25 protein-coding genes and 2 pseudogenes are annotated in these 21,865 nt (G+C 62.7%); 22 read left to right on the top strand and 5 right to left on the bottom strand.

Annotation, left to right across the window (positions count from 1 at the left end):
- Nucleotides 1-7: 7 nt before the first annotated feature.
- The 9 genes and pseudogenes from NKJ72_RS07395 (at nt 8) to NKJ72_RS07355 (ending at nt 7,246) form a co-directional block, all read left to right on the top strand.
- Nucleotides 8-1,111, top strand: coding sequence for a CgeB family protein (locus tag NKJ72_RS07395; RefSeq protein ID WP_352476460.1), 1,104 nt, complete (start codon nt 8-10; stop codon nt 1,109-1,111).
- Entirely contained in the window at nt 1,111-1,914 is an 804-nt protein-coding gene (locus tag NKJ72_RS07390; RefSeq protein WP_352476459.1) for a nucleotidyltransferase family protein, read from the top strand. Before NKJ72_RS07395 ends, NKJ72_RS07390 begins: the two co-directional genes overlap by 1 nt.
- A gap of 2 nt (nt 1,915-1,916) precedes the next feature.
- The gene (locus NKJ72_RS07385) at nt 1,917-2,678 is read left to right on the top strand and encodes a TIGR04290 family methyltransferase (RefSeq protein ID WP_352476458.1); all 762 of its coding nucleotides are present in this window, start codon (nt 1,917-1,919) and stop codon (nt 2,676-2,678) included.
- Nucleotides 2,671-3,603, top strand: coding sequence for a glycoside hydrolase 5 family protein (locus NKJ72_RS07380; protein WP_352476457.1), 933 nt, complete (start codon nt 2,671-2,673; stop codon nt 3,601-3,603). The genes NKJ72_RS07385 and NKJ72_RS07380 overlap by 8 nt, the downstream gene beginning before the upstream one ends.
- 20 nt (nt 3,604-3,623) lie before the next feature.
- Nucleotides 3,624-4,688: a glycosyltransferase family 4 protein gene (locus tag NKJ72_RS07375; protein WP_352476456.1), complete on the top strand. Its 1,065-nt coding sequence runs from the start codon at nt 3,624-3,626 to the stop codon at nt 4,686-4,688.
- Nucleotides 4,689-4,695: 7 nt separating this feature from the next.
- Nucleotides 4,696-5,685 carry a GNAT family N-acetyltransferase gene (locus NKJ72_RS07370; RefSeq protein WP_352476455.1) on the top strand — a complete coding sequence of 330 codons (990 nt, stop codon included), beginning with the start codon at nt 4,696-4,698 and terminating at the stop codon, nt 5,683-5,685.
- Nucleotides 5,682-6,479: pseudogene (locus NKJ72_RS07365) on the top strand (class I SAM-dependent methyltransferase); the annotation flags it as partial. The gene NKJ72_RS07370 and the pseudogene NKJ72_RS07365, both read left to right, overlap by 4 nt.
- A 192-nt stretch (nt 6,480-6,671) precedes the next feature.
- Complete coding sequence (locus tag NKJ72_RS07360; protein WP_023676213.1) at nt 6,672-6,890, top strand: hypothetical protein; 219 nt, start codon at nt 6,672-6,674, stop codon at nt 6,888-6,890.
- Between the two features lie 179 nt (nt 6,891-7,069).
- Entirely contained in the window at nt 7,070-7,246 is a 177-nt protein-coding gene (locus NKJ72_RS07355) for a hypothetical protein (RefSeq protein WP_254818813.1), read from the top strand.
- An 11-nt stretch (nt 7,247-7,257) separates the two neighbouring features.
- Here the strand turns inward: NKJ72_RS07355 and NKJ72_RS07350 are convergent, their stop codons facing one another.
- The gene (locus tag NKJ72_RS07350; protein ID WP_254818908.1) at nt 7,258-7,842 is read right to left on the bottom strand and encodes a sigma-70 family RNA polymerase sigma factor; all 585 of its coding nucleotides are present in this window, start codon (nt 7,840-7,842) and stop codon (nt 7,258-7,260) included.
- A gap of 296 nt (nt 7,843-8,138) precedes the next feature.
- On the opposite strand from NKJ72_RS07350, the gene NKJ72_RS07345 reads away from it, so the two are divergent.
- The 3 genes from NKJ72_RS07345 (at nt 8,139) to NKJ72_RS07335 (ending at nt 9,140) form a co-directional block, all read left to right on the top strand.
- Nucleotides 8,139-8,342, top strand: a complete 204-nt coding sequence (locus NKJ72_RS07345; RefSeq protein ID WP_254818814.1) for a hypothetical protein — start codon at nt 8,139-8,141, stop codon at nt 8,340-8,342.
- 118 nt (nt 8,343-8,460) lie between these two features.
- The gene (locus NKJ72_RS07340) at nt 8,461-8,808 is read left to right on the top strand and encodes a DUF982 domain-containing protein (RefSeq protein ID WP_254818815.1); all 348 of its coding nucleotides are present in this window, start codon (nt 8,461-8,463) and stop codon (nt 8,806-8,808) included.
- A gap of 32 nt (nt 8,809-8,840) precedes the next feature.
- Complete coding sequence (locus NKJ72_RS07335) at nt 8,841-9,140, top strand: DUF982 domain-containing protein (RefSeq protein WP_352476454.1); 300 nt, start codon at nt 8,841-8,843, stop codon at nt 9,138-9,140.
- Between the two features lie 41 nt (nt 9,141-9,181).
- Here the strand turns inward: NKJ72_RS07335 and NKJ72_RS07330 are convergent, their stop codons facing one another.
- From NKJ72_RS07330 to NKJ72_RS07320, 3 genes are all read right to left on the bottom strand, one after another.
- Entirely contained in the window at nt 9,182-9,679 is a 498-nt protein-coding gene (locus tag NKJ72_RS07330; RefSeq protein WP_352476453.1) for a hypothetical protein, read from the bottom strand.
- 82 nt (nt 9,680-9,761) lie between these two features.
- A complete protein-coding gene (locus tag NKJ72_RS07325) occupies nt 9,762-10,397 on the bottom strand; it encodes a LysE family translocator (RefSeq protein ID WP_352476452.1) in 636 nt (211 codons plus the stop codon).
- 281 nt (nt 10,398-10,678) lie between these two features.
- Nucleotides 10,679-11,509, bottom strand: coding sequence for an SIR2 family NAD-dependent protein deacylase (locus NKJ72_RS07320; protein WP_502894251.1), 831 nt, complete (start codon nt 11,507-11,509; stop codon nt 10,679-10,681).
- 214 nt (nt 11,510-11,723) lie between these two features.
- Between NKJ72_RS07320 and NKJ72_RS07315 the strand changes: the two genes are divergently transcribed.
- From NKJ72_RS07315 to NKJ72_RS07270, 10 genes are all read left to right on the top strand, one after another.
- Nucleotides 11,724-12,503 (top strand): heme-binding protein, encoded by a 780-nt coding sequence (locus NKJ72_RS07315; protein ID WP_352476450.1) that lies wholly within the window; start codon nt 11,724-11,726, stop codon nt 12,501-12,503.
- Between the two features lie 104 nt (nt 12,504-12,607).
- The gene (locus NKJ72_RS07310) at nt 12,608-14,365 is read left to right on the top strand and encodes a methanol/ethanol family PQQ-dependent dehydrogenase (protein ID WP_352476766.1); all 1,758 of its coding nucleotides are present in this window, start codon (nt 12,608-12,610) and stop codon (nt 14,363-14,365) included.
- Nucleotides 14,366-14,381: 16 nt separating this feature from the next.
- On the top strand, nt 14,382-15,215 hold the full coding sequence (locus tag NKJ72_RS07305) for a substrate-binding domain-containing protein (protein WP_352476449.1): 834 nt from the start codon (nt 14,382-14,384) through the stop codon (nt 15,213-15,215).
- Nucleotides 15,212-15,745, top strand: a complete 534-nt coding sequence (locus NKJ72_RS07300; protein ID WP_352476448.1) for a c-type cytochrome — start codon at nt 15,212-15,214, stop codon at nt 15,743-15,745. Before NKJ72_RS07305 ends, NKJ72_RS07300 begins: the two co-directional genes overlap by 4 nt.
- Before the next feature lie 38 nt (nt 15,746-15,783).
- A complete protein-coding gene (coxB, locus tag NKJ72_RS07295; RefSeq protein WP_352476447.1) occupies nt 15,784-16,758 on the top strand; it encodes a cytochrome c oxidase subunit II in 975 nt (324 codons plus the stop codon).
- Complete coding sequence (ctaD, locus tag NKJ72_RS07290) at nt 16,755-18,731, top strand: cytochrome c oxidase subunit I (RefSeq protein ID WP_352476446.1); 1,977 nt, start codon at nt 16,755-16,757, stop codon at nt 18,729-18,731. Before coxB ends, ctaD begins: the two co-directional genes overlap by 4 nt.
- Nucleotides 18,728-19,333 (top strand): cytochrome c oxidase subunit 3, encoded by a 606-nt coding sequence (locus NKJ72_RS07285; protein ID WP_254818826.1) that lies wholly within the window; start codon nt 18,728-18,730, stop codon nt 19,331-19,333. Before ctaD ends, NKJ72_RS07285 begins: the two co-directional genes overlap by 4 nt.
- Before the next feature lies 1 nt (nt 19,334).
- Nucleotides 19,335-19,676, top strand: a complete 342-nt coding sequence (locus NKJ72_RS07280) for a hypothetical protein (protein ID WP_352476765.1) — start codon at nt 19,335-19,337, stop codon at nt 19,674-19,676.
- Complete coding sequence (locus NKJ72_RS07275) at nt 19,673-20,557, top strand: cytochrome c oxidase assembly protein (RefSeq protein WP_352476445.1); 885 nt, start codon at nt 19,673-19,675, stop codon at nt 20,555-20,557. The genes NKJ72_RS07280 and NKJ72_RS07275 overlap by 4 nt, the downstream gene beginning before the upstream one ends.
- Nucleotides 20,538-21,107, top strand: coding sequence for a c-type cytochrome (locus NKJ72_RS07270; protein ID WP_352476444.1), 570 nt, complete (start codon nt 20,538-20,540; stop codon nt 21,105-21,107). Before NKJ72_RS07275 ends, NKJ72_RS07270 begins: the two co-directional genes overlap by 20 nt.
- A gap of 538 nt (nt 21,108-21,645) precedes the next feature.
- Here the strand turns inward: NKJ72_RS07270 and NKJ72_RS07265 are convergent.
- Nucleotides 21,646-21,865, bottom strand: a pseudogene (locus tag NKJ72_RS07265) (hypothetical protein); the annotation flags it as partial.

Genomic DNA, 21,865 nt, shown 5'->3' with positions numbered 1-21,865 from the left:
TTGCCGGATGCGCATGGTCATTTTCGGTCTTACCGTGACATCGTCGTGGGGCAACGGCCACGCCACGCTGTGGCGCGGATTGATCCGGGCGATGGCCGGGCTGGGCTGGTCCATCACCTTCTTCGAACGCAACACCCCCTATTATGCCGGTACACGCGATCTCGACCAGTTGGATGGCGGCAACCTTGTCCTTTACCCGGATTGGAACGACATCCAGCGCGTTGCCGAGCAGGCGATGAAAGAGGCCGATGTCGTCATCGTCACCTCCTATTGTCCCGATGCCGTGAGCGCGTCGCGCCTTGCTCACCAGGCCTGTCGCGGGCTGAAGGTCTTCTACGATCTGGACACGCCGGTGACGCTGGCTCGGATCGAACAAGGCGAGCCTCCGGCCTATTTCGGGCCGGAAGGGCTTCGCGATTTCGATCTCGTGCTGAGCTACACGGGAGGAACCGCGATCGACGCATTGAGGTCGACGCTGGGTGCACGCCGCGTCATGCCGCTCTACGGCCATGTCGATCCAGAGCGACACCGGCCCGCCCCGCCCAGGCCGGAGTTTGCCGGCGACCTGTCCTATCTTGGAACCTATGCGGCAGACCGCCAGGCCGGGGTCGAGAGGTTGCTGGTCAGCCCGGCTGCGCGCCTGCCGGATCGCCGTTTCATTATTGGCGGCGCACAATATCCGCAGGAATTCCCGTGGAGCGACAATATCTTCTTCGTCCGGCATCTGCCGCCGGCCGACCACCCCGCCTTCTTTTCATCATCACGACTGACCCTGAACGTGACCCGCGAGGCGATGGCCGAACGGGGCTGGTGTCCTTCCGGCCGGCTGTTCGAAGCCGCCGCTTGCGGGGCTGCGATGGTGAGCGACACATGGCCCGGACTGGAGGCCTTTTTCCGGCCCGGTGAAGAGATCGTCGTGGCCAACAGCACCGACGACGTGATCGGCGCGCTCGACCTGTCCGACGCCGAGCTTGACGCGATCCGCCGCCGTGCGCGCGAGCGGGTGCTGGACGAACACACCTCGGCGCGACGCGCGAAGGAATTCGACCGCATCCTGTCCGATGCACTGCACGGCTCCACGCATGGCGAGCCGTTGAAGGAGGCAGTTTGATGTTGGGCATCGTGCCCGCAGCCGGACGGGGGAGCCGCATCCAGCCGCTCGGCTTTTCGAAGGAGCTTCTGCCGGTCGGCAGCCGCATCGACGGCAACACCGAGCGGCCTTGCGCGGTCAGCGAATACCTGGTGCGCCGCATGGTGCGCGCCGGCGCCGACAAGATCTGCTTCGTCATCGGCTCGGGTAAGTCGGATATCCTGGAATATTATTCTGCCGGCTATGCCGACGCGGCCGCTCTGTTTGTGGTGCAGCCCTCTCCGGTCGGCCTTTGCGACGCCATCTTCCGCGCCGCACCGCTCGTCGCGGCGGCCGACGAGACCGTTCTGGTCGGGTTGCCCGACACGATCTGGTTTCCCGAAGACGGGTTCCTGGCCCTCCCGGACGACGGCCTGTCCTTCCTGCTGTTTCCGGTGGACCAGCCGGAGTTCTTCGATGCCGTCGTTGTCGACCCGGACGGCCGGGTGAGGCAAATCCAGGTCAAGCAACAGAATGCCGCGTCAAACTGGATCTGGGGTGCGTTCAAGATGCCCGGCCGCACCCTTCATCAGCTCGCCGCGCTGTGGCGGGAACGGGACCGGTGCGACGAATATATCGGCACACTGGTCAACGCCTATCTCGCCGCCGGGGGCGAAGCCTATGGCATCAAGGCTGGCATCGCCTATGTCGATGTCGGCACCTTCAACGGCTACCGCACCGCATTGCGGCTGCTTGAAAGCGCCGCCGGTACCAAGGACGACCAAGCCGCCATTACGCTGCCCGGCCACCAGCACGTCCCTATCCTCGCAGGCGAAGGAGGCTAGCCATGCTGCATTCCGATGCCGAGATCCGCCGCCGTATCGATGCGCTCGGCCCATGGTTCCACAATATGGAACTGGCCGGCATCGAAACCGCTCCCGACCATTTCCTTGGCAATTATCCGCTGATCAAATGGCGCAAATTCGCCGACGCGATTCCCGCCGATCTTTCCGGTAAGGCGGTGCTCGACATAGGCTGCAATGCGGGTTTCTACTCGATCGAGATGAAACGTCGCGGCGCCGGCCGCGTGCTAGGCATCGACTTCGATGAAGCTTACCTGGCGCAGGCGCGCTTTGCCGCCGAGGTCGCAGACTGCGACATCGAATTCCGGCAGCTCTCGGTCTACGACGTTGGCGCACTGCATGAGCGGTTCGACATCGTGCTGTTCATGGGCGTGCTCTACCATTTGCGCCATCCTCTGCTCGCACTCGATCTGATCCGGGAGCACGTCGCCGACGACCTGATGATCTTCCAGTCGATGCAACGCGGCAGCACCAACGTGCCGGCGCTCGAGCAGAACTATCATTTCTGGACCCACGACCTTTTCGACCGGCCGGAATTCCCAAAGCTGCATTTCATCGAGCATCGTTACGCCGACGACCCGACCAACTGGTGGATTCCCAATCGCGCATGCACCGAAGCCATGCTTCGCAGCGCCGGCTTCAAGATCGTGCTGCAACCGGAACAGGAGGTCTATTTCTGCCGCACCGCCGACGTGCCGGCCGGCGGCGGCGCCGTCTACCCATCGAAAGGACAGATAAATGATTGAAGCCGCGATGATCTGGAACGAGCCCAATAACAAATCCCACTGGGATCCCGAGCTCGACCCCGACTGGAGCGGCTTCGCCGCTACGGCAATCATGGCCGCCGACGCAATCGCGGCGGAGAATCCCGCCTTGACCAAGGTGCTGGGCGGCATCTCGCCGATCGATGCCGGCTTCATGACACGGATGAAGGAATTCGGCGTGCTCGATCACGTAGACGCGGTCGCCGTACACGGCTTTCCGCTCGACTGGAACCTCTGGCAGATCCACGAATGGCCGCAGAAGATCGGCGAGATCTCGGCTGTCACCGATCTTCCGGTATGGGTCAGTGAGGTCGGCGTGTCGACCTTCGGCGCCGAGGAGGTACAGGTCTGGGGCCTGCGCCGGACCGCGGAATTGCTGATCGGCAACGCACCGCGCATCCAATGGTACAGCCTCTACGACCTGCCGCGCGAGTGGGAAGCGACGACGCGCCATCGCGAGGCGGAAGGCTCGTCTTACTATCGCCATTTCTACATGGGCCTGCTTCGCCAGGACGGCACGCCAAAGCCCGCGCTCGAGGAGTTCCTGCACCACACGCCGGCATTAGGACTGGTGCAGTGGTTCCATTTCGAAGATCACCGGCTTGATGACGCCGTTGCCTGGATGAAACGCCTCGGCGTCACCAATCTGCGTACCGGACTTTCCTGGGCCGACAGCTTCAGGCCGAACGCGCTTGACTGGTTCGACCGGCAGATGGAGGCGTTGGCCGACTTCGACGTTACCGTTACTTTCTGCTTCACGCCGGAGCATCGCGGAATGATGCCGCACCACAGCAGTCCGCCGCTGGTGCCGGAGGAATTCGCCGAGTTCTGCGCGGCAATGACGCGCCGCTATGCCGGCAGCATCGCTGCCCCTTCCGTCGGCAGGCTACGCGCCTCCGCGGCGTGAGGAGCTTCGGCTCTCCAGCCATGACGCTTACCGTCCTCAACGTCGCCTATCCCCTCGCCCAGGTCGGGCCGGATGCGGTCGGCGGCGCCGAGCAGGTGCTGTCGATGCTCGACCAGGCGCTCGTACAGGCCGGACACCGCTCGATCGTGATCGGCTGCCAGGGCTCGAGCGCTGCGGGCACTCTCATCGAGACGCCGGCCGAACCGGGCGTGCTCGATGAAGCGGCGAAGCGCCGGGCGCAGCGTGCTCATCGCGCTGCAATTGCTACCGCACGCGCTCGCTGGCCAATCGACGTGGTTCATTTGCACGGCATCGATTTCGACGCCTATCTGCCGGGCGACGGGCCGACATTGGTGACCCTGCATTTGCCGCTCGACTGGTATCCGGCCGACGCTCTCAATCCGACACGGGAGGATCTGTGGCTGCATGCGGTATCAGCGGCTCAGCAAAGAACCGCGCCGCCGGGAGCCAGGCTCATCGAACCGATCCCGAACGGAGTGGACATCGACGCGCTCAGCGAGCGGCAGACCAAGCGCGACTTTGCCCTCGTGCTCAGCCGCGTCTGCCCGGAGAAGGGCATCCATCTGGCGCTGGACGCAGCCAAGAGGGCCGGTGTGCCGTTGGTCATCGGCGGCAAAGTCTATCCTTACGAAACCCACACCGCGTATTTTCGCGACGAGGTCGGACCTCGGCTGGACGACCGGCGCCGCTTCCTTGGTCCGGTCCGCTTTGTCGCCAAGCGGCACCTGCTGAACACAGCCCGATGCCTGGTCATCCCGAGCCTTGCCGCGGAAACCAGTTCGCTGGTCGCCATGGAGGCGCTCGCCTGCGGCACACCCGTGGTGGCCTTCCCGAATGGCGCACTGCCGGATGTGGTCGAGCACGGCAAGACCGGGTATCTGGTCGGGGATGTCGACGAGATGGCGCAGGCCATCCTTGCCGCGTCCGGCCTGGATCCCGAGACCTGCCGGGCCGAGGCGCAGCGGCGCTTTTCACTCGACCGCATGGTTTCCTCCTACATGGACGCCTATCGGGCGCTGGCACGGCTCGGCACAGACAGCGGGCAGCTCGCGACGGCGAAGTGAGCGGAACATGCTTCGCGGTGAGATCATCGACGATCCGGCCGGCCTCGAAGCCCTTGAGCCGCACTGGTGGGAACTCTGGTCGCTCAGCCGCCCGGCGACGCCGTTCCAGTCTCCCGCATGGTTGCTGCCATGGTGGCGGACATTCGCTCCCGGCGAGCTAGCGACGGTCGCCGTTTGGCATGGCGACGATCTGGTCGGCCTGGCGCCACTCTATCTGGAACGCCAGGGCTCCGGCGCGCGGCTGCTTCCGCTCGGCATTTCGTTGAGCGACTATCTGGACGTCCTCTGTATTCCCGAAACCGCCGAACCGGTCGCCGTCGCCATCGCCGACACGGTTCTTTCTCTCGGCTGGTCGCAGTGGATCTTGCAGGACCTGCCTCCCGGCGGCGCTGGCCTTGCCATCAGGCATGCCGCGCTCGAATCGTGCCAAGCCGTCAGTCATGCCGCTTGCCCGGTGCTCGCTCTCGCCGGCGACCAGACGCTTCAGGGCTGTGTTCCGGCGCGGCGGAGGCGCCAATTGCGCCGCGCCCTCAGGGCCGCGTCGAGACGCGGCAAGGTTTCCATCGAATCCGCTTTGTCCGATCCGCAGACATTCCTCGATCACCTGATCCGCCTTCACCGCGCGCGCTGGGCCGGACACGGCGACGGCGTTCTGTCCGATTCCCGCGTGGAAGCATTCCACCGTCAGGCGCTGCCGCAGCTGGTCGCACAAGTGCTTGCCCGATGCTGGCTTATCACCATCGGTGACGCGATCGTGGGCGCCTATTACGGGTTCCATCATCGGGGCCGCGCTTACGCTTACCTCGGTGGCTTCGATCCGGCCTATGCTGAGGAAAGTCCCGGCGCGCTGCTCATCGGCCAGGCGATAAGGCAGGCGATCTGCGAAGGCGCGGAAGAGTTCGATTTTCTGCGCGGACAAGAGGCCTACAAATACAGTTGGGGCGCCGTCGACCGGTGGACGATGCGCAAGATCTGGACGCGGAGCAAAGGGCGATGAGCGCGACCCAGCCAGGATCTCGGCGGTCGACATCAGCAAGGCGGGTGCTGGAGGACTGCATGGCAGACGGTGCCAGCGTCGAAGCCGTCATCGCCAGGCTGGCTCTCCGTTTCGAGACAGGAATCGAAGCCGCAGAACTGGCGAAGATTGCACAAAACACGCATTCGGCCGATCCGCGAAAGACGGCAAAACTACGACGGATTGCGGACCTGCTTCAGCGCAGGCCTGAGATCTTCGCCACGCTGCGCAAAACAGGTGCTGCCGTTCGGCACGAGCGTGGCGATGGCGAGACCGACGATGCGGTCGTCAACCGGCTGGCGGCAGGGTTTGACGCGGCGGCGGCGATCTCCCCGGCGGCGAGCGTCCAGCTGTCGTCGCTGGGCGACGAGGAAAAGCTCGCGGCCGCTACGGCTGAAATCGTTGCATGGCTGGAGGGGCGAGGCTTTACCGGAAGCGGCCGCGACATACTGGATATCGGCTGTGGCATCGGTCGGTTCGAACAGGCGCTCTCCGCTCTGTCGCACCGGATCGTCGGCAGCGATATATCCCCGGCGATGATCTCGATCGCCCGCCGGCGATGCGCCGGGCTCGGCAATGTAGAATTCCGCCCTACCCGCGGTTTCGATCTTGCCGATTTTCAGGATGCCAGCTTCGACCGCGTGCTGGCCGTCGACAGCTTTCCCTATCTGGTGCTGGCCGGCCTCGCGGAACGACATTTCGTGGAAATCGCACGCGTGCTGAAGAGGCCAGGCATGGCCGCGCTTTTGAATTATTCATATCGCGGATCGCCGGCGCTGGATCGCGCCGACGTTCATAACTTCGCCAATGAAAATAGCATGCAAGTTGTCGTCGACGGCGAAAAGCCGTTCCGGCACTGGGATGGCGATGCCTTCCTGCTTACGATTTCCGGCGGAACATTGCGGCCCAACGCAGGTTCGGATGCCGAACGGGAAAAGCCGCTATTCGACAGCAGGAAGGAGGACGAGATGGCGTCCGGCAGCAAGAAGCACATCGGTCGCGGCAGTCACGGCAAAGGCGCCGGCGCTGGCGCGATGACCGATCTTCCCAAGGACAAGATCGGAGAGAACGCCGTTCTGTCCAACAGAGACAAGAAGCAGCACACCAAGGAGCGTGGGCTCGACGGCAATCGGGTCAAATCCGAGCAGTACCAGGATCATTCAGCGGATCGGCGGCCTGAAGACTGATCGTTGCGGCAGCATATGGCTTGCAGCCGGTGAGCAATTGAAACGCAGCGAGAGCCCAACCGCTGACGAAGCTGTGCAAGGACCGAAGCCGGTCGCATGGATGGCCTGCAAATTCTTGCAAACTCGCACTGTTGCCACCAGAGTGAGATGAAGGGACCAACATTTGCCAAGAGAACGCGATGTCTCGCGCAAGGGAAGATTCCGTCGGCACGCGCGCCGATCTGACGATAGACCGGGAAATCGCTTCCTTGCTTGCGGCAATCGAGCAGGAAAGGGTTCCTGACCGGCTGACCAAACTTGCGATCGAATTGCAGCATGCGCTTGTCGAAAGACGCTTGCGCGGAACCAGTAACTAACGTGACATATATTAGCGGCGCCTCTCGGCTTCGAAGTCCAGTTGTCCTTCGGACAGATAGCTGCGCCTTTCCATCAGGGTTTGCGAGGAACTTTCGCCTAGGTATTCAAGCACGCCGGCGCGGGCCCTGTTGAGCCGGCTCTTCACGGTTCCCACCGCGCAACCGCATATTTCGGCGGTTTCCTCATAACTGACGCCCAGCACGCCTATCAGCATCAGAACCTCGCGCTGATGCTCGGGAAGGCTCTGGATGGCCTGGTGGACTTCCTTGCCCTGTACGGACCATTCCTGCGTCGCTTCCGAGATCGGCCGCAGCGAAGCACAGTCGAGCAGGCCAGGCGCTTCCCTCACGGCGGCCCTGACACGCGTGTAGTAGGTGTTGCGCATGATCGTGAAGAGCCATGACTTCATACGCGTTCCAGCTTCGAACTTGTCAATGTTGGCCAGGCCCTTGGTCAGCGTCTCCTGGACCAGGTCGTCGGCATCATCGGGAGTGCGGCAGAAGGTGCGGGCGAAAGCCCTCAAAGCGGGTATGAGGTCGACGATGGAAACGTCTTCGGTTTCGCGGGTCGCTAAGGCGTAGGCTGTGGGTGGCAATGGTCCAGCTCCCGTCCAGAATGAGTTCGCGAGCGCAGACCAGTTAAATGCATTGGGCGAAAGATCGTTCCGGTTGGCGAAAATCACCCGACTCCAGAAAACCGGAGAGGGCTTGGCTGAGCAATCCCGGCCGACGGCGATATTTTTGACGGAACAACCATCGGGATCGCGGAGTTCAAAATCAAGGTCGTCCGACAATTCGGGCGCCGCCATTTGGCGCGTCGAAATGCGATTCGCAGCGAGCCTTGGCCGCGACCTCAAGGGCGGCCTGCCACCTCAAGAAACAGGAGGAGTCCATGACAGGAAACAAGCACGCCAAAGGCAAAACGCCGGCCGATAGCGATCTTGCCAACGATCCCGGCATCGGCAGTTCCAGGGGCACGATCAAGGAGGGCGACCGGCTCGATCAGGGCACCAATACGTTCGAAGGCGATGTCGAGAACGACACCACGCCGCAAGGCGGTATCAATCCTCGGCAAAAGATGCGGACCAACAAGTGACCGGCCGCGCACGATCGAACAAACCTGCTGCAACCCGTGCAGCAATCCCGCGTTAAAGAGCATGAGCCTCGGGTCCGCCCCGGGCGTTGATGCGACAGGCTCTTTCGCGGAGACACAGATGACAAAAAAATTGTTTGGCCGCCCCGTTCCAATTCTCGTCGGCCTTGGTTTCCCTCGCTATGTCGAAAATATCTGGCAGGCCTATGACGTCTTAAATGAATGGCCGAGCCGCGGTCCGGCGCACAAGGCGGCGTTCGACGCCTGTCGCGCTGGGCTGGCTGACGAGGTCGACGTCGAGACGGTGCGCGCGGCGTTCGATAAATTCGCCCGCAAGGCGGGCATTCTGGCCTACGATATCGCAGCCGAAACACCAGCACGCGCCAAAACAGCTGCGAAGGCCTACGACGTTTGGCTGAAACGCCCATCGGACAGTCGTGTAGACCCTGAAGACACGCAGCTTGCTTGAAGCGACACCTTGCTTGAACCGGGAGGAATACGGTGCAGAGAATAGAGTTCGATACACCTGTTTGCATCTATTTCGGCAAGCCTGGGCGATCGCGATTGGTCAGTTCCGTTTTCGAAGCAGTGCATTGCCTGAAAAGCGAGAAATGGCCGGCGCGCAATGCCCCACTGGCGCTGGCGGCCGCTGATGTATTGAATCGCGCCCGAACCGGTGAAATTACGGCCGGCAAAGCGCGGCAAGCGTTTGTCGACGCCGCGTGGGAGGCAAACATTCTCGTCGAAGGCGAGCCGCATGACGGGCATGCCACGACAGCCTTCATATCGGACTGCGGGTGAAGCGGCAGGCTGCCTCCCTGCAGTTCCGCCCAAAGCTTGGTTTATCGCGAATGATTGGCGTTCTCGGCCTTTTTCTCGCGCTGTTGCCTGAGGACCTCGTCGGTTCCGACCAGCTTCTTCGATCCGCCGGGAATCGCGGTGGACACAACAGCCGGTGGGTCGCTTGCCGGGAAGGAATCTTCCAGGCCTGCCTGCAACTGGTCTTCCAGCGTTTGCGGCTCTTCAGAGCGGCCGGGGGTCCTTCGGGTATCTACGCTCTCCAGGGGCTGTGTCATGTCCGGTGAAGACCTGACTTCTCGAATCCAGCCATAGAGCTGTTCGATGGCAAATTCCTTCATCGTGTCGAAATCGGCCTTTTCGTCACGCAATGCCTCGATTTGGTCGACCATGGTCTTCTCGAAACGTTCGAGGCTATCGCTTCCGCAAGCCCGGCAGAGACGCACCAGCGCCTCGCGCAGTATGAGTGGCGCAAAGTGCGCCGTGGCCTCAAGCCTGAGCTGCTGCAAACGCTCCGGGGTAGCGGCTTGGAACTTCGACATGCTCGACCTCTTCGCCTTGTGGAGCATGTCAACGAAAATTGTCGGCGGATGTTCCATCGGCGGCCGCTGCATCGCTCGATCCTCAGCGGTGCGCGCCACCACCGACTGCCATGCGGATACCGAGACCGACGACGACGCAGCCTGCCACCCGCTGCTGCCAGAGCCTTACCTTCGGTCGTTTCATAATCCAGGCCCCGAGCGTGCCGGATGCGAGTGCATATGTGCCCAGCACCAGCACACCGGTCATTTTCTGGGTGCCACCGAGCAGCAGCAATTGCAGCGTGACCGATCCGCGAGCAGGATCGACGAACTGCGGAAGGAATGCCACCATAAAGGTTATCGGCCAAGGATTTATCAGATTGGCGATCATTCCTTCGCGTGCGGCCACAAGCGGTCCGACATTGCGCGCCTCCTCGACGGCGACGCTGGCTGAGGGCAACAGCACCAGACGCGATCCAAGCCAAACGAGATAAGCTGCACCCGCCCAGCGAAGCATGGCAAAGGCAAGCGGCGATGCCTGAAGCAGCGACGATATGCCGAGGGCAAGGAGCGGCAGCTGGACCATACCGGCGCCGAGAGTCATTCCGAGGACGGTGAACAGGGCAATATCACGGCCCTGCCCGATGCCGCGCGCAATCACCAGCAGACTGTCGGGCCCCGGCGGCATCTGCATCAGGATGACCGTTCCGACAAAAGCCGTCCACGAAGCGGGATCCACGCCGCTACTTCGCCCCGGTTTCGTAAGATGCCTTCGCGCTGTCCTTCAACCGGCCGGCATCTCGCATCGTCTTGAGTGCTTCGTCCCTCGTCAGGCCGCACCTGCGGGCAAAAAAATCGATCTCATAGGCCAACTCGGCCGACAGGTCGTGTTTGGCATGCATTCTTCGCTTGTGTTTGCGTGCGCCCATTCAGGCTCGGTCCCGGATACGTTAGTCCTCCCGAACTCACATCGGATCAGTCGGTTCCACTGCCGGACCAATCCGCTTTCCGCAGGTTTTCTCACGCGCTGTCTGGCCGGCCCACCCTATCCTTGAGTTCGTTCAGGAACGCGAGCAGCGCGTCCTCAGGATCGTCGGCCTCTTCGGTCAGCATATCGATGCCCCAGTGGCCAAGAACAGCCTCCTGGACGATGCTCGGCTGCGACATGAAGATGAAGGATTTCGGGCGGCTCTTCTCGTAGCCCGACCGCCGCCAGGTCTGCCAAAGCCTGTGCAACAGCAGACGGATGTTCATATCAGACATGCTGTAGCCGATGAACAGGATGGTGCGCCCCAGTGCGTCGGCGCGAAACTTCACGTCGAGCGGCGAATCGAACGAAAGCCGGTCGAAATAGTCGGTCTCCGCCAGGACCAGCGATTTGTCGTCGTCGAAATCGCCGTGGAATTTGATGATCTGCGTCACCTCGCCGGTCGTCTTGGGCAAGTCCTTTGCGTTGGCCACCTTCACAAAGGGCCGGCCATGAATCTCGAAGGCAACCTCGAGGTTGCGATCATAATTGGTGGTGTAGATGATCGGAAAATCGAGCGATACGATGAGCTTGTGGATTGCCGACCGCTGCACTTCTTCCCGCGAGACGCTCCATTCACGATCCATCCAACTGCGCAAAGGGCCGAGGCTCCCCTGCTTCAGCCGGTAATATTCGGCAAGCGCCTGATAGCTGGCCTCCGGTGCGCCGATCATGTCCTCGTCAAGGCCGAGCTCGTTTTGCATGTGTTCGATGAGCTTTTGCCAAGACGGCAAGCCGACGCTCATCGACACCCCGGCTCCAACGAACAAGATAGCTCGTCGCTCTTTCACCGATTGAGCCAGTTGCTCGACTGCGGACAGCATTCGACACAACTGCCAGAAGTGCTGCTCTGTTCCGACGGCGCATGGACCATCGCAAGAATAACTCCGATTTCCGGTTGAGTGCCAACACCCAGATCGGCTGTCCCGAGTTCCGGTCCCCGAGTTTGTCCGACCGAATCCGATATTTATTTCGTTCCCTTTGGCACTTCTGCGCCTCCTACGCGTTGGAGAGTGTTCAACAAAGACAGCGCAGCTAATGGATCGCCATCGGATTGTCTCGGTAGCATTATGTCTGTTCCTGCTTACGATCGGCGCCGTCCAGCAAAAGGCTTGGGCTCAAGCACCTTGCCCGGCCGACCATGACAAGTTGCTGGCCGCCCTCAAGGCCAACGTCAAATCCAGCGGCGGTCCCGGCAATGGCGGCTTCGACACTAATGAATGGGCGGCAGTCGTGGCTCGCGACGGAACTGTCTGCGCCGTCGCCTTCAGTGGGCCCACCGCCGACGCCCAGTGGCCTGGCAGCCGGCTGATCGCCGCCGAAAAAGCCAATACCGCCAACGGGCTCAGCCTCGCCCACATGGCGTTGTCCACCGCGAACCTCTATGCGCCGGTGCAGCCCGGCGGTCCTCTATTCGGCCTGCAGGCCACCAATCCGGTCAATCCAGCGGTGGCCTATGCCGGCGATCCTTCGACGTTTGGAAGCTCCAGCGATCCATTGCTGGGAAAGTCTATCGGCGGTGTCGTCGTGTTTGGCGGCGGCCTGGCTCTCTACGACGGCAAGGGGATCGTCGGGGCCCTGGGGATAAGCGGCGATTCCTCCTGTGCCGACCACAATGTCGCCTGGCGTGTGCGCGCCGCGCTCGGGCTGGACAAGGTCCCGGCAGGCGTCAACCCAAACCGCAAGGACGCTATCATTTACGACCTCGATCCCGGCGGCAAGAGCGCCTCCGGCTGGGGCCATCCATTGTGTGCCGGAAGCGAGGCAGACGTGGCGGCGGAGCTTGGCGCCGGGGTCGGCGGCTCGATACGCAAATGAGGAAAGGGCGACAGGTGGCGGCGAAAACTCGTGTGTCAGCCAAAGGCGGAAACAGGCCAATGGCTGCGAGGCTGGGATGGACGCTGCTGGCGGGGTTTGCACTGATGACGGCGGCGGTTGCTCAGTCTTTATCAGGCCCTGCGATAAATCCGCCGGCCGCAGCTGCTCCGCCCGACGACGGCCAGTGGGCGATGCCGGCAAAGAACTACGCCTCGACCCGCTACAGCGAACTTGCGGAGATCACCGAAGACAACGTCAAAAACCTGCAGGTGGCCTTCACCTTCTCGACCGGCGTCAACAAGGGTCAGGAGGCTGCGCCCCTGGTCGTCGGCAACGCGATGTACATCGTGACGCCGTTTCCCAACATCCTCTATGCGCTTGACCTCACCAAGCCCGGCGCGCCGATGAAGTGGAAATTCGAGCCCAACCCCGAGCCCGCCGCGCAGGGCGTTGCCTGTTGCGACGTGGTCAACCGCGGTGCGGCCTTTTTCGACGGGCGCATCTATTTCAACACGCTCGATGGTCATGCCATCGCCGTCGATGCGGCAACCGGCAAACCGGTCTGGAACACCCATATCGGCAACATCAATATCGGCGAGACCATCACGATGGCGCCGCTGGTGGTGAAGGGGAAGGTACTGGTCGGCAATTCCGGCGGCGAAATGGGCGTACGCGGCTGGATCAAGGCGCTCGACGCCGGCGACGGGCACGTCGTCTGGACGGCCTACAATACCGGCCCGGACGCCGAGGTGCTGATCGGCCCCGATTTCAAGCCGCATTACGACATGGACAAGGGCAAGGATCTCGGGGTGACATCGTGGCCGCCCGACGCCTGGAAGATCGGCGGCGGCAATGTGTGGGGCTGGATCTCCTATGACCCGGACCTCAACCTGATCTTCCACGGCACCGGAAATCCCGGTCCGTGGAATCCGGATCTGCGGCCCGGCGACAACAAATGGACCGCCGGCATCTTTGCCCGCGATCCCGACACCGGCGCAGCCAAATGGTTTTACCAATGGACCCCGCACGATTTGCACGACTACGACGGCATCAACGAACAGGTGCTGCTCGACATGACCTGGCAGGGCAAGCCCCGCAAGGTGCTGGTCCGACCGGAACGCAACGGCTACGTCTATCTGTTGGACCGCACTACGGGCGAAGTACTGTCGGCAGTGCCGTTCGGGCCTGTCAATTCCAGCAAGGGCGTCGACCTGAAGACCGGCCGACTGATTGTAAATCCGGATAAGAAGACCGGCACCGGCAAGGTCGTCCGCGACATCTGTCCCACCGCATCGGGCCTCAAGGACTGGCAACCTTCGGCGTTCTCGCCCAAGACCGGCCTGCTCTACATCCCGCATAATAACATGTGCATGGACGAAGAAGGCGTCGAGGTGAATTACATCGCCGGCACGCCCTATGTCGGCATGAACGTGCGCATGATTCCCGGGCCGGGCGGCAATCGCGGTGCATTTACTGCCTGGGATGTCGCCGCCGCCAAACCGGCGTGGAGCCTGAAGGAGAACTTTCCGGTGTGGAGCGGCGCCGTCGCCACCGCCGGCAACGTCGTATTCTATGGCACGATGGAAGGCTGGTTCAAGGCGGTCAGCGCCAGGACCGGCGAACTGCTTTGGCAGTTCAAGACGTCGTCCGGCATCATCGGCCAGCCGATCACCTATCGCGGCCCGGACGGGCACCAATATGTTGCGGTTCTTTCGGGCGTCGGTGGCTGGGCCGGTGCGATCGTATCCGGCGATCTCGACCCGCGCGACGCCACCGCCGCGCTCGGCTTCGTCAACGTCATGAAGGATCTGAAGGATGTAACCACGCCGGGAGGTACGCTGTATGTGTTCCGGCTGCCTTGAGACGATCGGCCGCGTTATGTGCTCACGGAAAACGCGTTCGCGGCGGCTTGCCGCCGCGGTTGGCGCACTGGCGCTCTCGCTTGTGGCCGCCGTTGCCGATGCGCGCGAGTTGAGGATCTGCGCAGATCCCAACAACATGCCGTTCTCCAATGCCGCCCGGGAAGGCTTTGAAAACAAGATTGCCGAACTCGTCGCCCGGGAGCTGGGTGCGACTGTTTCCTACACGTGGTGGGCACAGCGGCGCGGCTTCGTCCGCAACACGCTGAAAGCCGGCCTGTGCGATCTGGTGCCCGGCACGCCCGCCAATCTCGAGATGCTGCGCACCACGGCGCCCTACTACCGGTCTTCCTACGTCTTCGTGACACGCAGGGATGCGCCGGAAATCGCGTCCTTCAACGATCCTCGCCTGCGCGATCTGCACATCGGCGTCCAGCTGATCGGCGACGACGGCGCCAACTCGCCACCCGTCCAGGCGCTCGGCAGTCGCGGCATCGTCGGTCATCTCGTCGGTTTCCCCGTCTATGGCGACTATTCGGCGCCGAACCCGCCAGCGCGCATCATTGAGGCGGTCGCGAATGGCGACATCGACATGGCCGTCGTCTGGGGACCGTTGGCCGGCTACTTCGGTGCCAGGCAAAAAGTACCGCTGCGGATTACGCCGGTTGCACCGCGCATCGACGGTCCGCTGCTGCCGATGATCTACGACATCTCGATGGGCGTGCGCCACGACGACGATGCGCTGCGCAGCGAGGTAGACGCAGCGCTCGCCAAACACCGCGCCGAGATCGATGCAATCCTGGCGGCATATGACGTGCCTCGCCTCGACGTCGCCGGGGCGGCAGCGCGATGAACCGCGGCCTTCCATGCGTGCTGTCGGCGATGCTCGTTCTTGCCGGTTGCCAGCGTGAGGAACGCGACACGCGTCCACAGTCGGCGCTCGGCTCGGGCGACCAACCGGCAGCCGTCACAGCCCTCGAGCCGGGCGGCCAGCGGCCAGCCTCGTCCAACAACAAGGCCGGAGTGTTCGAGGCCAACGCCTTCCACCTCAGCGAGGGCAAGCGTCTGTTCAACTGGTTCAACTGTTCCGGCTGCCATGCCAATGGCGGTGGCGGCATGGGCCCGGCGCTCATGGACCAGAAGTGGCTCTATGGCAGCTCGATCGAAAGCATCCACGCCACGATCAGGGACGGTCGGCCAAACGGCATGCCGAGCTTTCGGGACAAGATCCCGGACGACCAGATCTGGGAGCTTGCCGCCTTCGTCCGCGCGTTGAGCGGCAACGCGCCAAAATCGGCTGCGCCGAGCCGCGACGACGACATGATGCCCCATCCGTCCGAAAATCGCCTGCCGGATGCCGCGACTCTGGGGAAGTCGCCGTGAACCGCCTTGTCTGCAGCGTGTGCTGCGGCGCAGCCTGCATGCTGCTCCTTGCAGGATGCAGCGGCTGGCAATCCGCGCTTGACCCAAAAGGCCCGGCCGCGGGCGAGCTTGCATGGCTGATCTGGTTCTTCACAGCACTGTGCACGGTGGTCTGGCTTTTGGTGATGGCCGTGCTGATCCTGCCATTGGCCCGACGCCCCGCGCCGGTCGGCGATCCGCTTGTCCTCGACGCTGCCGCCGAGCGCGGCAAGATGCGAATTGTCGTCGCCGCACTCGCCGCTACCGCCCTGATCCTGGTCGGCCTGACGCTGCTGAGCTACTTCGCTAACCGGACGCTCGCCGCCATCGGCTCGGATGCGGCGCTGACGATCCGGGTGACCGGGCATCAATGGTGGTGGGAGGTGCGCTACGAAAACGATCAGCCGAACCGCATCCTGACGACCGCCAATGAAATCCACATCCCGGCGGGCGAGCCGGTGCGGCTTGTAGTAACCTCGACCGACGTCATCCATTCCTTCTGGGTGCCGAACCTCTCGGGCAAGCTGGACCTCATTCCAGGCCACGAGAACGTTCTCGATCTGAAGGCTGACAAGCCCGGCGTCTATCGCGGCCAGTGCGCCGAGTTCTGCGGCGCGCAGCACGCCAATATGAGCACCTTCATCATCGCCGAACCTCGGCCCGTCTTCGACGCGTGGCTGAACGATCAGCTGCGGCCGGCAGCTGCCCCCTTGTCGACCGAGGCCAAAACCGGCCACGACCTGTTCCTTAAACGGCCATGCGTGATGTGCCACAAGATCGGCGGCACCATCGCCGGCGGTACGGTCGCTCCCGACCTTACACATATCGCAAGCCGGCGGACGCTCGCTGCCGGAACGCTGGCGATGAGCCGCGGCAATCTCGCAGCCTGGATAGCCGATCCGCAAGGGATCAAGCCAGGTGCCCACATGCCCGTGGTGGGACTGAACGGGGACGAGCTGAATGCGATGGTAGCCTATCTCGAGGGCTTGAAATGAGTAGCGCCGACCTAGCCCATGGGCGAGACCTCGCCCAGCAACGCGCCGCAGCACAAAAGGGTGACCTGGCTCCCGAGCGCGACGGCCCTCGCGATACCGGCCTCGACGACGCCAGCCTCGAGCGCTGGCTGGCGCGGACATGGCAGACCGTGCCGGGCATCATCGGTGCGCTCTCGAGCGTCGACCACAAAATTGTCGCGCGGCGGTACCTGATCACCGCTTTCGTCTTCCTGTGCCTCGGTGGCCTCAGCGCCGTTGCCATGCGCATCCAACTGTCGGGGCCGGAGCGCGGGCTGATCGGGCCGGACCGCTACAACCAGCTGTTCACAATGCATGGCGTGACCATGATGTTCCTGTTTGCAGTGCCGATCGTTCAGGCGACCGGCATCTATCTCGTGCCGCTGATGGTCGGCACCCGCAACATCGCCTTTGCGCGCCTCAATGCATTCAGCTTCTGGATTTATCTCTCCGGTGGCCTCTTCGCCTGGGTGTCGTTTGCACTCGACATGGCGCCCGACGTCGGCTGGTTTTCTTACGTGCCGCTGTCCGGTCCTGAATTCGGGCCAGGCAAACGCTCCGACGTGTGGGCGCAGATGATCACCTATACCGAAGTGTCGTCGTTGGCGGTCGCGGTTGCCACCATCGTCACCGTGCTGAAGCAACGCGCGCCGGGCATGTCGCTGGACAAGATTCCGCTCTATGTCTGGGCGATGCTGGTCACCTCTTTCGTCATCGTGTTCGCCATGCCGGCAGTCATGATCACGTCGACCTTCCTGATCCTCGACCGTCTGGTCGGCACCCATATCTTCAATCCCGCCGAGGGTGGCGACGTCCTGCTGTTCCAGCACCTGTTCTGGTTCTTCGGCCACCCCGAAGTCTACATCATTTTCCTGCCGGCCACCGGCATGGTGTCCTCGATCATCGCCGCTTTCGCCCGGCGTCCGGTATTCGGCTATCTGGGCATGGTTCTGTCGCTGATTTCGGTCGGCTTCCTGTCGTTCGGCCTGTGGGTTCACCACATGTTCGCAACTGGCCTGCCCAAACTCGGCGCGAGCTTCTTCACCGCCTCGAGCATGCTGATCGCCATCCCGAACGGGCTGCAGATCTTCTGCTGGCTGGCGACATTGTGGGACGGACGCCCGATAATCAGGACGCCGCTGCTGTTCGTGTTCGGCTTCTTCTTCACGTTCGTCGCGGGCGGCCTGACCGGCGTGATGCTGGCGTCGGTGCCATTGGACCTGCAAGTACACGACACCTATTTCGTTACCGCGCATTTCCACTACGTGCTGATCGGCGGGTCCGTATTCCCGCTGCTCGGCGCGACCTATTTCTGGTTCCCCAAGATCACCGGCCGGATGATGAGCGAGCGTCTTGGACGCTGGCATTTCTGGCTTGCCTTCATAGGCTTCAATGCGGCGTTCTTTCCGATGCACATTGTCGGCCTGTGGGGCATGCCGCGCCGAGTCTACACCTATCCGGTGGAGGTCGGCTGGGGCAACATCAACCTGTTCATCACAGCCGGCGCGGTCGTTCTGTTCCTAAGCTTCGTTCTGTTCACCATAAACCTGGTGTACAGCGCCTCGAGGGGCGCCCCGGCCGGGGACAATCCCTGGAATGCGGGCACGCTTGAATGGGCGACAAGCTCTCCGCCGCCGAGCTATAATTTCGCTCGGATTCCGGTGGTTACCCACTCCGAGCCGCTCTGGGCCGAACGTGACACGCTGCCTGTCGCGACCGGGCTTCGCGTCGACGCGCGCGAACTTGTCATTTCGACTGTGGCAGAAGCGCATCCAGATGTGCGCGAGAAGTCGGCGACGCCGTCGATCTGGCCATTGTTCGCCGCGCTCGCCGTCGGCGCCACCTTTCTTTATTCGATCTTCAGCCCGTGGGCGGTGGTCTGGGGAGCCGGGCCAATCGCCATCACTTTGATCGGTTGGTTCTGGCCGAAAGGCGATCCGGAGGATGAGGAATGAAACAGCGTCCTGCCGCCGATCTTTCCAAACTCCCGACCTTCGGGATCGGACCGCGCAGCCCGACCTGGTGGGGCACTCTCGCCTTCATGGCGCTGGAGGGCACCGGCTTCGCGCTCGCCGCAGGCGCCTATCTTTACCTCGCCTATCTGTCGCCCGAATGGCCATTGGGCGTGCCGCCGCCCAACCATTGGCCGGGCACCATCGTCACGCTGTTGCTGCTCGCCAGCGTGGTGCCCAATCACATACTGAACCGCTACGCCGAAGCGTGTGCCATGGTGCCCGTGCGCATCGGCCTGATCGTCATGACGCTGCTCGGTATCGCACCGCTTGTCGTGCGGTGGTTCGAATTTCCGGCCCTCAACATCTATTGGGATACCAATGCGTACGGCTCAATGCTGTGGGTCCTGCTCGGCCTCCACACCACACACCTGATCACCGACGTCGGCGACACGCTGGTGCTGACGGTCCTGATGTTCACGCGACATGGCTATAGCGGGCGGCGTTTCGGGGATGTTGGCGACAACGTCTTCTACTGGGATTTCGTGGTCGCGACCTGGATCCCGATCTATCTGTTGATCTATTGGATGCCGAGGCTTGACTGAGATGCGTGCGCTTCGCTTGGGCACATCATGGGGCGGGCTGTTGTCCGGGCCTTTGGCCTGGGCGGTGTCGACGCAGCTGAATTACGCGGTCGTGGAGTGGCAGTGCGCCCACGGCATTCCTGTCATACCGGTCGTTGCGCTGATGCTGACAGTGCTGGCCTTGCTCGGCGGGGCGCTGTCGTGGCGGGCGCGACAGCAAGGTGGCGCCGCCTTTAAACCGGACCGTGCGCGCGGCACTGAAGGTTTCGTCGCCAATATCGGCATTCTCAGCGCGTTGCTGTTTGCGCTGGTAATCGTCATGCAAGGCGCCGCCTCGCTCATTCTCGACGGCTGTCTGCGATGAACTTCGACGCGCTTTTCTCGACCTCGATCTGCTACGGTGCCGGTGCCCCGCAGGCCGGCTGGACGCTGGCGTTGCCGATCACGCTGCCGCTAACCATGGTCGCACTGCTTTACGCAGCAGGCGCCTTTCGGCTGTGGCGGCGGAGCGCCCGCAGCCGCCCGTTGCGGATGCGGCAAGCCCTGCTGTTTGCGACCGGCTGGGCCATTTTGGCGGCAGCACTGGTCAGTCCGCTCCATGCATTGGGTGAGCGCGTCTTCACCGCCCACATGATCGAGCATGAGCTGTTGATGGCGGTGGTGGCACCCCTGCTGGTCGCCTCCCGTCCGGCGGCGGCGATGATGTGGGCATTGCCGATCAAGCTGCGGCTGGCATTTGGCGCAGCCGGGCAGGCGAAGATGCTTCGAACCGTTTGGGCCGCCATCAGCCGCCCTGTTGCCGCGACCTTCCTGCACGGCGTCGCGATATGGGCGTGGCACGTTCCGGCGCTGTTCGAGGCGGCGCTTGCACGGGGTGTCCTGCATTATGCGCAACATGCCTGCTTCTTCGGCACAGGGCTGCTGTTCTGGTGGGTGCTGCTGCCGCGTTCAGGCCGCGAACAAGCCTATGGCAGCGCAGTCATGCACCTCTTCTTCACCTCGCTGCATACCGGCCTGCTCGGGGTGCTGCTGCTGGTCTCGCCAAGGCTGTGGTATCCGGTGAACGCAGCCGGTGCGAAATTGTGGAACCTTAGTCCGCTCGAGGACCAGCAGCTCGCCGGTCTGGTGATGTGGGTTCCGGCCGGCCTGATCTATGGCGGCGCGGCTTTGCTGCTGGCCGGCCTGTGGATCCGCTCCAGTGGACAGAGAAGATGGGAGACGTCGCATGCGCTCCAAGCTGTCTAAGCTGGTCATTGGTGCCGGGACGGCAATTGTCGTGCTGGCCGCAGCTTGGACGGCGCTGACGTTGTGGCCGGAGCGCCTCATCAGGGTCGCGCATAAAACGGACAATGCCACCAGCAGCATCGGTGTGCGCGCCACATCGCGCTTTACTCCGTCCGGACCCATACTCGGCGCCGCAGCAATTGTCTTGCTCGTTGCAGTCCTGGCCGGGATCGCGTTGTACTTCGAGCAAAGCCGTCGAGTGGAGCAGAAGGCCGACAATGCAACCGGCGGTGTTGGCGCCCGCGCTATACCCATCATGATGGCCAATGGCTGTGCTGGATGCCACACGATCACCGGCGTTCCCGGCGCGCAGGGAATGGTCGGTCCACGCCTCGACGCCAGCTTGGCCACCCGGGTCTATATCGGCGGCGTATTGTCCAACAACCCGCGAAACATGGTCCGTTGGATACGGGCCGCAAGGGAGATCAATCCGCACGCGGCAATGCCTTCGACAAGGATTTCCGAGCAGGAGGCGCGGGACGTCGCTGCCTACCTCTATTCGCTGAAATGACATCGTTGCTCGCCTAGTCGAGATCAAACCCTGCCGGCAGTCTACCGATGCCGGTTTGCCGGGACCGGCAATCGTCACCGCCTTCGGCTCGATGCCTTAGTTGCCGACGAACCTTTCGGAACCGGCCCGCATCGGCGAGGCTGCCCGCGATCAGTCGGACATCGCCAAGCGCCGCTATGCCCGGTAATCTGCTGTGCGGATTGTTTCGCGGGCATCTCGGATATGAGCTTCTTTGGCGAGTGGGCCGAGTGCAATCTCGACGTCGTCGTCCCAGTCGAATTGACGGGGTGGTTGTTTTTTTCAGAATTGGACAGTGCTGCTGAGAATTGCGTGCCACGCCGTGGGCAGACACGCCTCATGGAGCCGAAGAACCGAACGGATTTAGAGCGAAGAATCGGAACGGACCGGAGCGCCTCGGCTAATGACTTGAGCGTCGCAATCACATTTGTCAGCGGAAGGTTGCGGGCTCCTAGCCGACTTCGATGTTCCAACCGCGAGGCGACCGCGGTCGGAGTCGCCACGAACGACCGTAGCGCAATCACGTCGTTTCGGGAGACTCGTTCGGTTTGGGAGCCTCGTCGGTCTCCGGCAAACGATCGCGAATGGCTTCCTCGGTTTTGCTTGCCGTCTTTTTCACGACTTTATCGACGCGGTCGACCAACGTCTCGGCGTTGCCACTGGAACCCTGTCGGTCAGCCTCTTCCTTTACAGTCTCATATGCTTCGGCGGCGACCTGCTTGGCTTGCTCGACGCCTTCC

Origin of the sequence: Mesorhizobium sp. M0045 (assembly GCF_040323385.1) — a bacterium.
GTDB lineage: Bacteria > Pseudomonadota > Alphaproteobacteria > Rhizobiales > Rhizobiaceae > Mesorhizobium.
The sequence above is the reverse complement of the archived record's forward strand: the minus strand, read 5'-3'. Positions and strand labels throughout refer to the sequence as shown.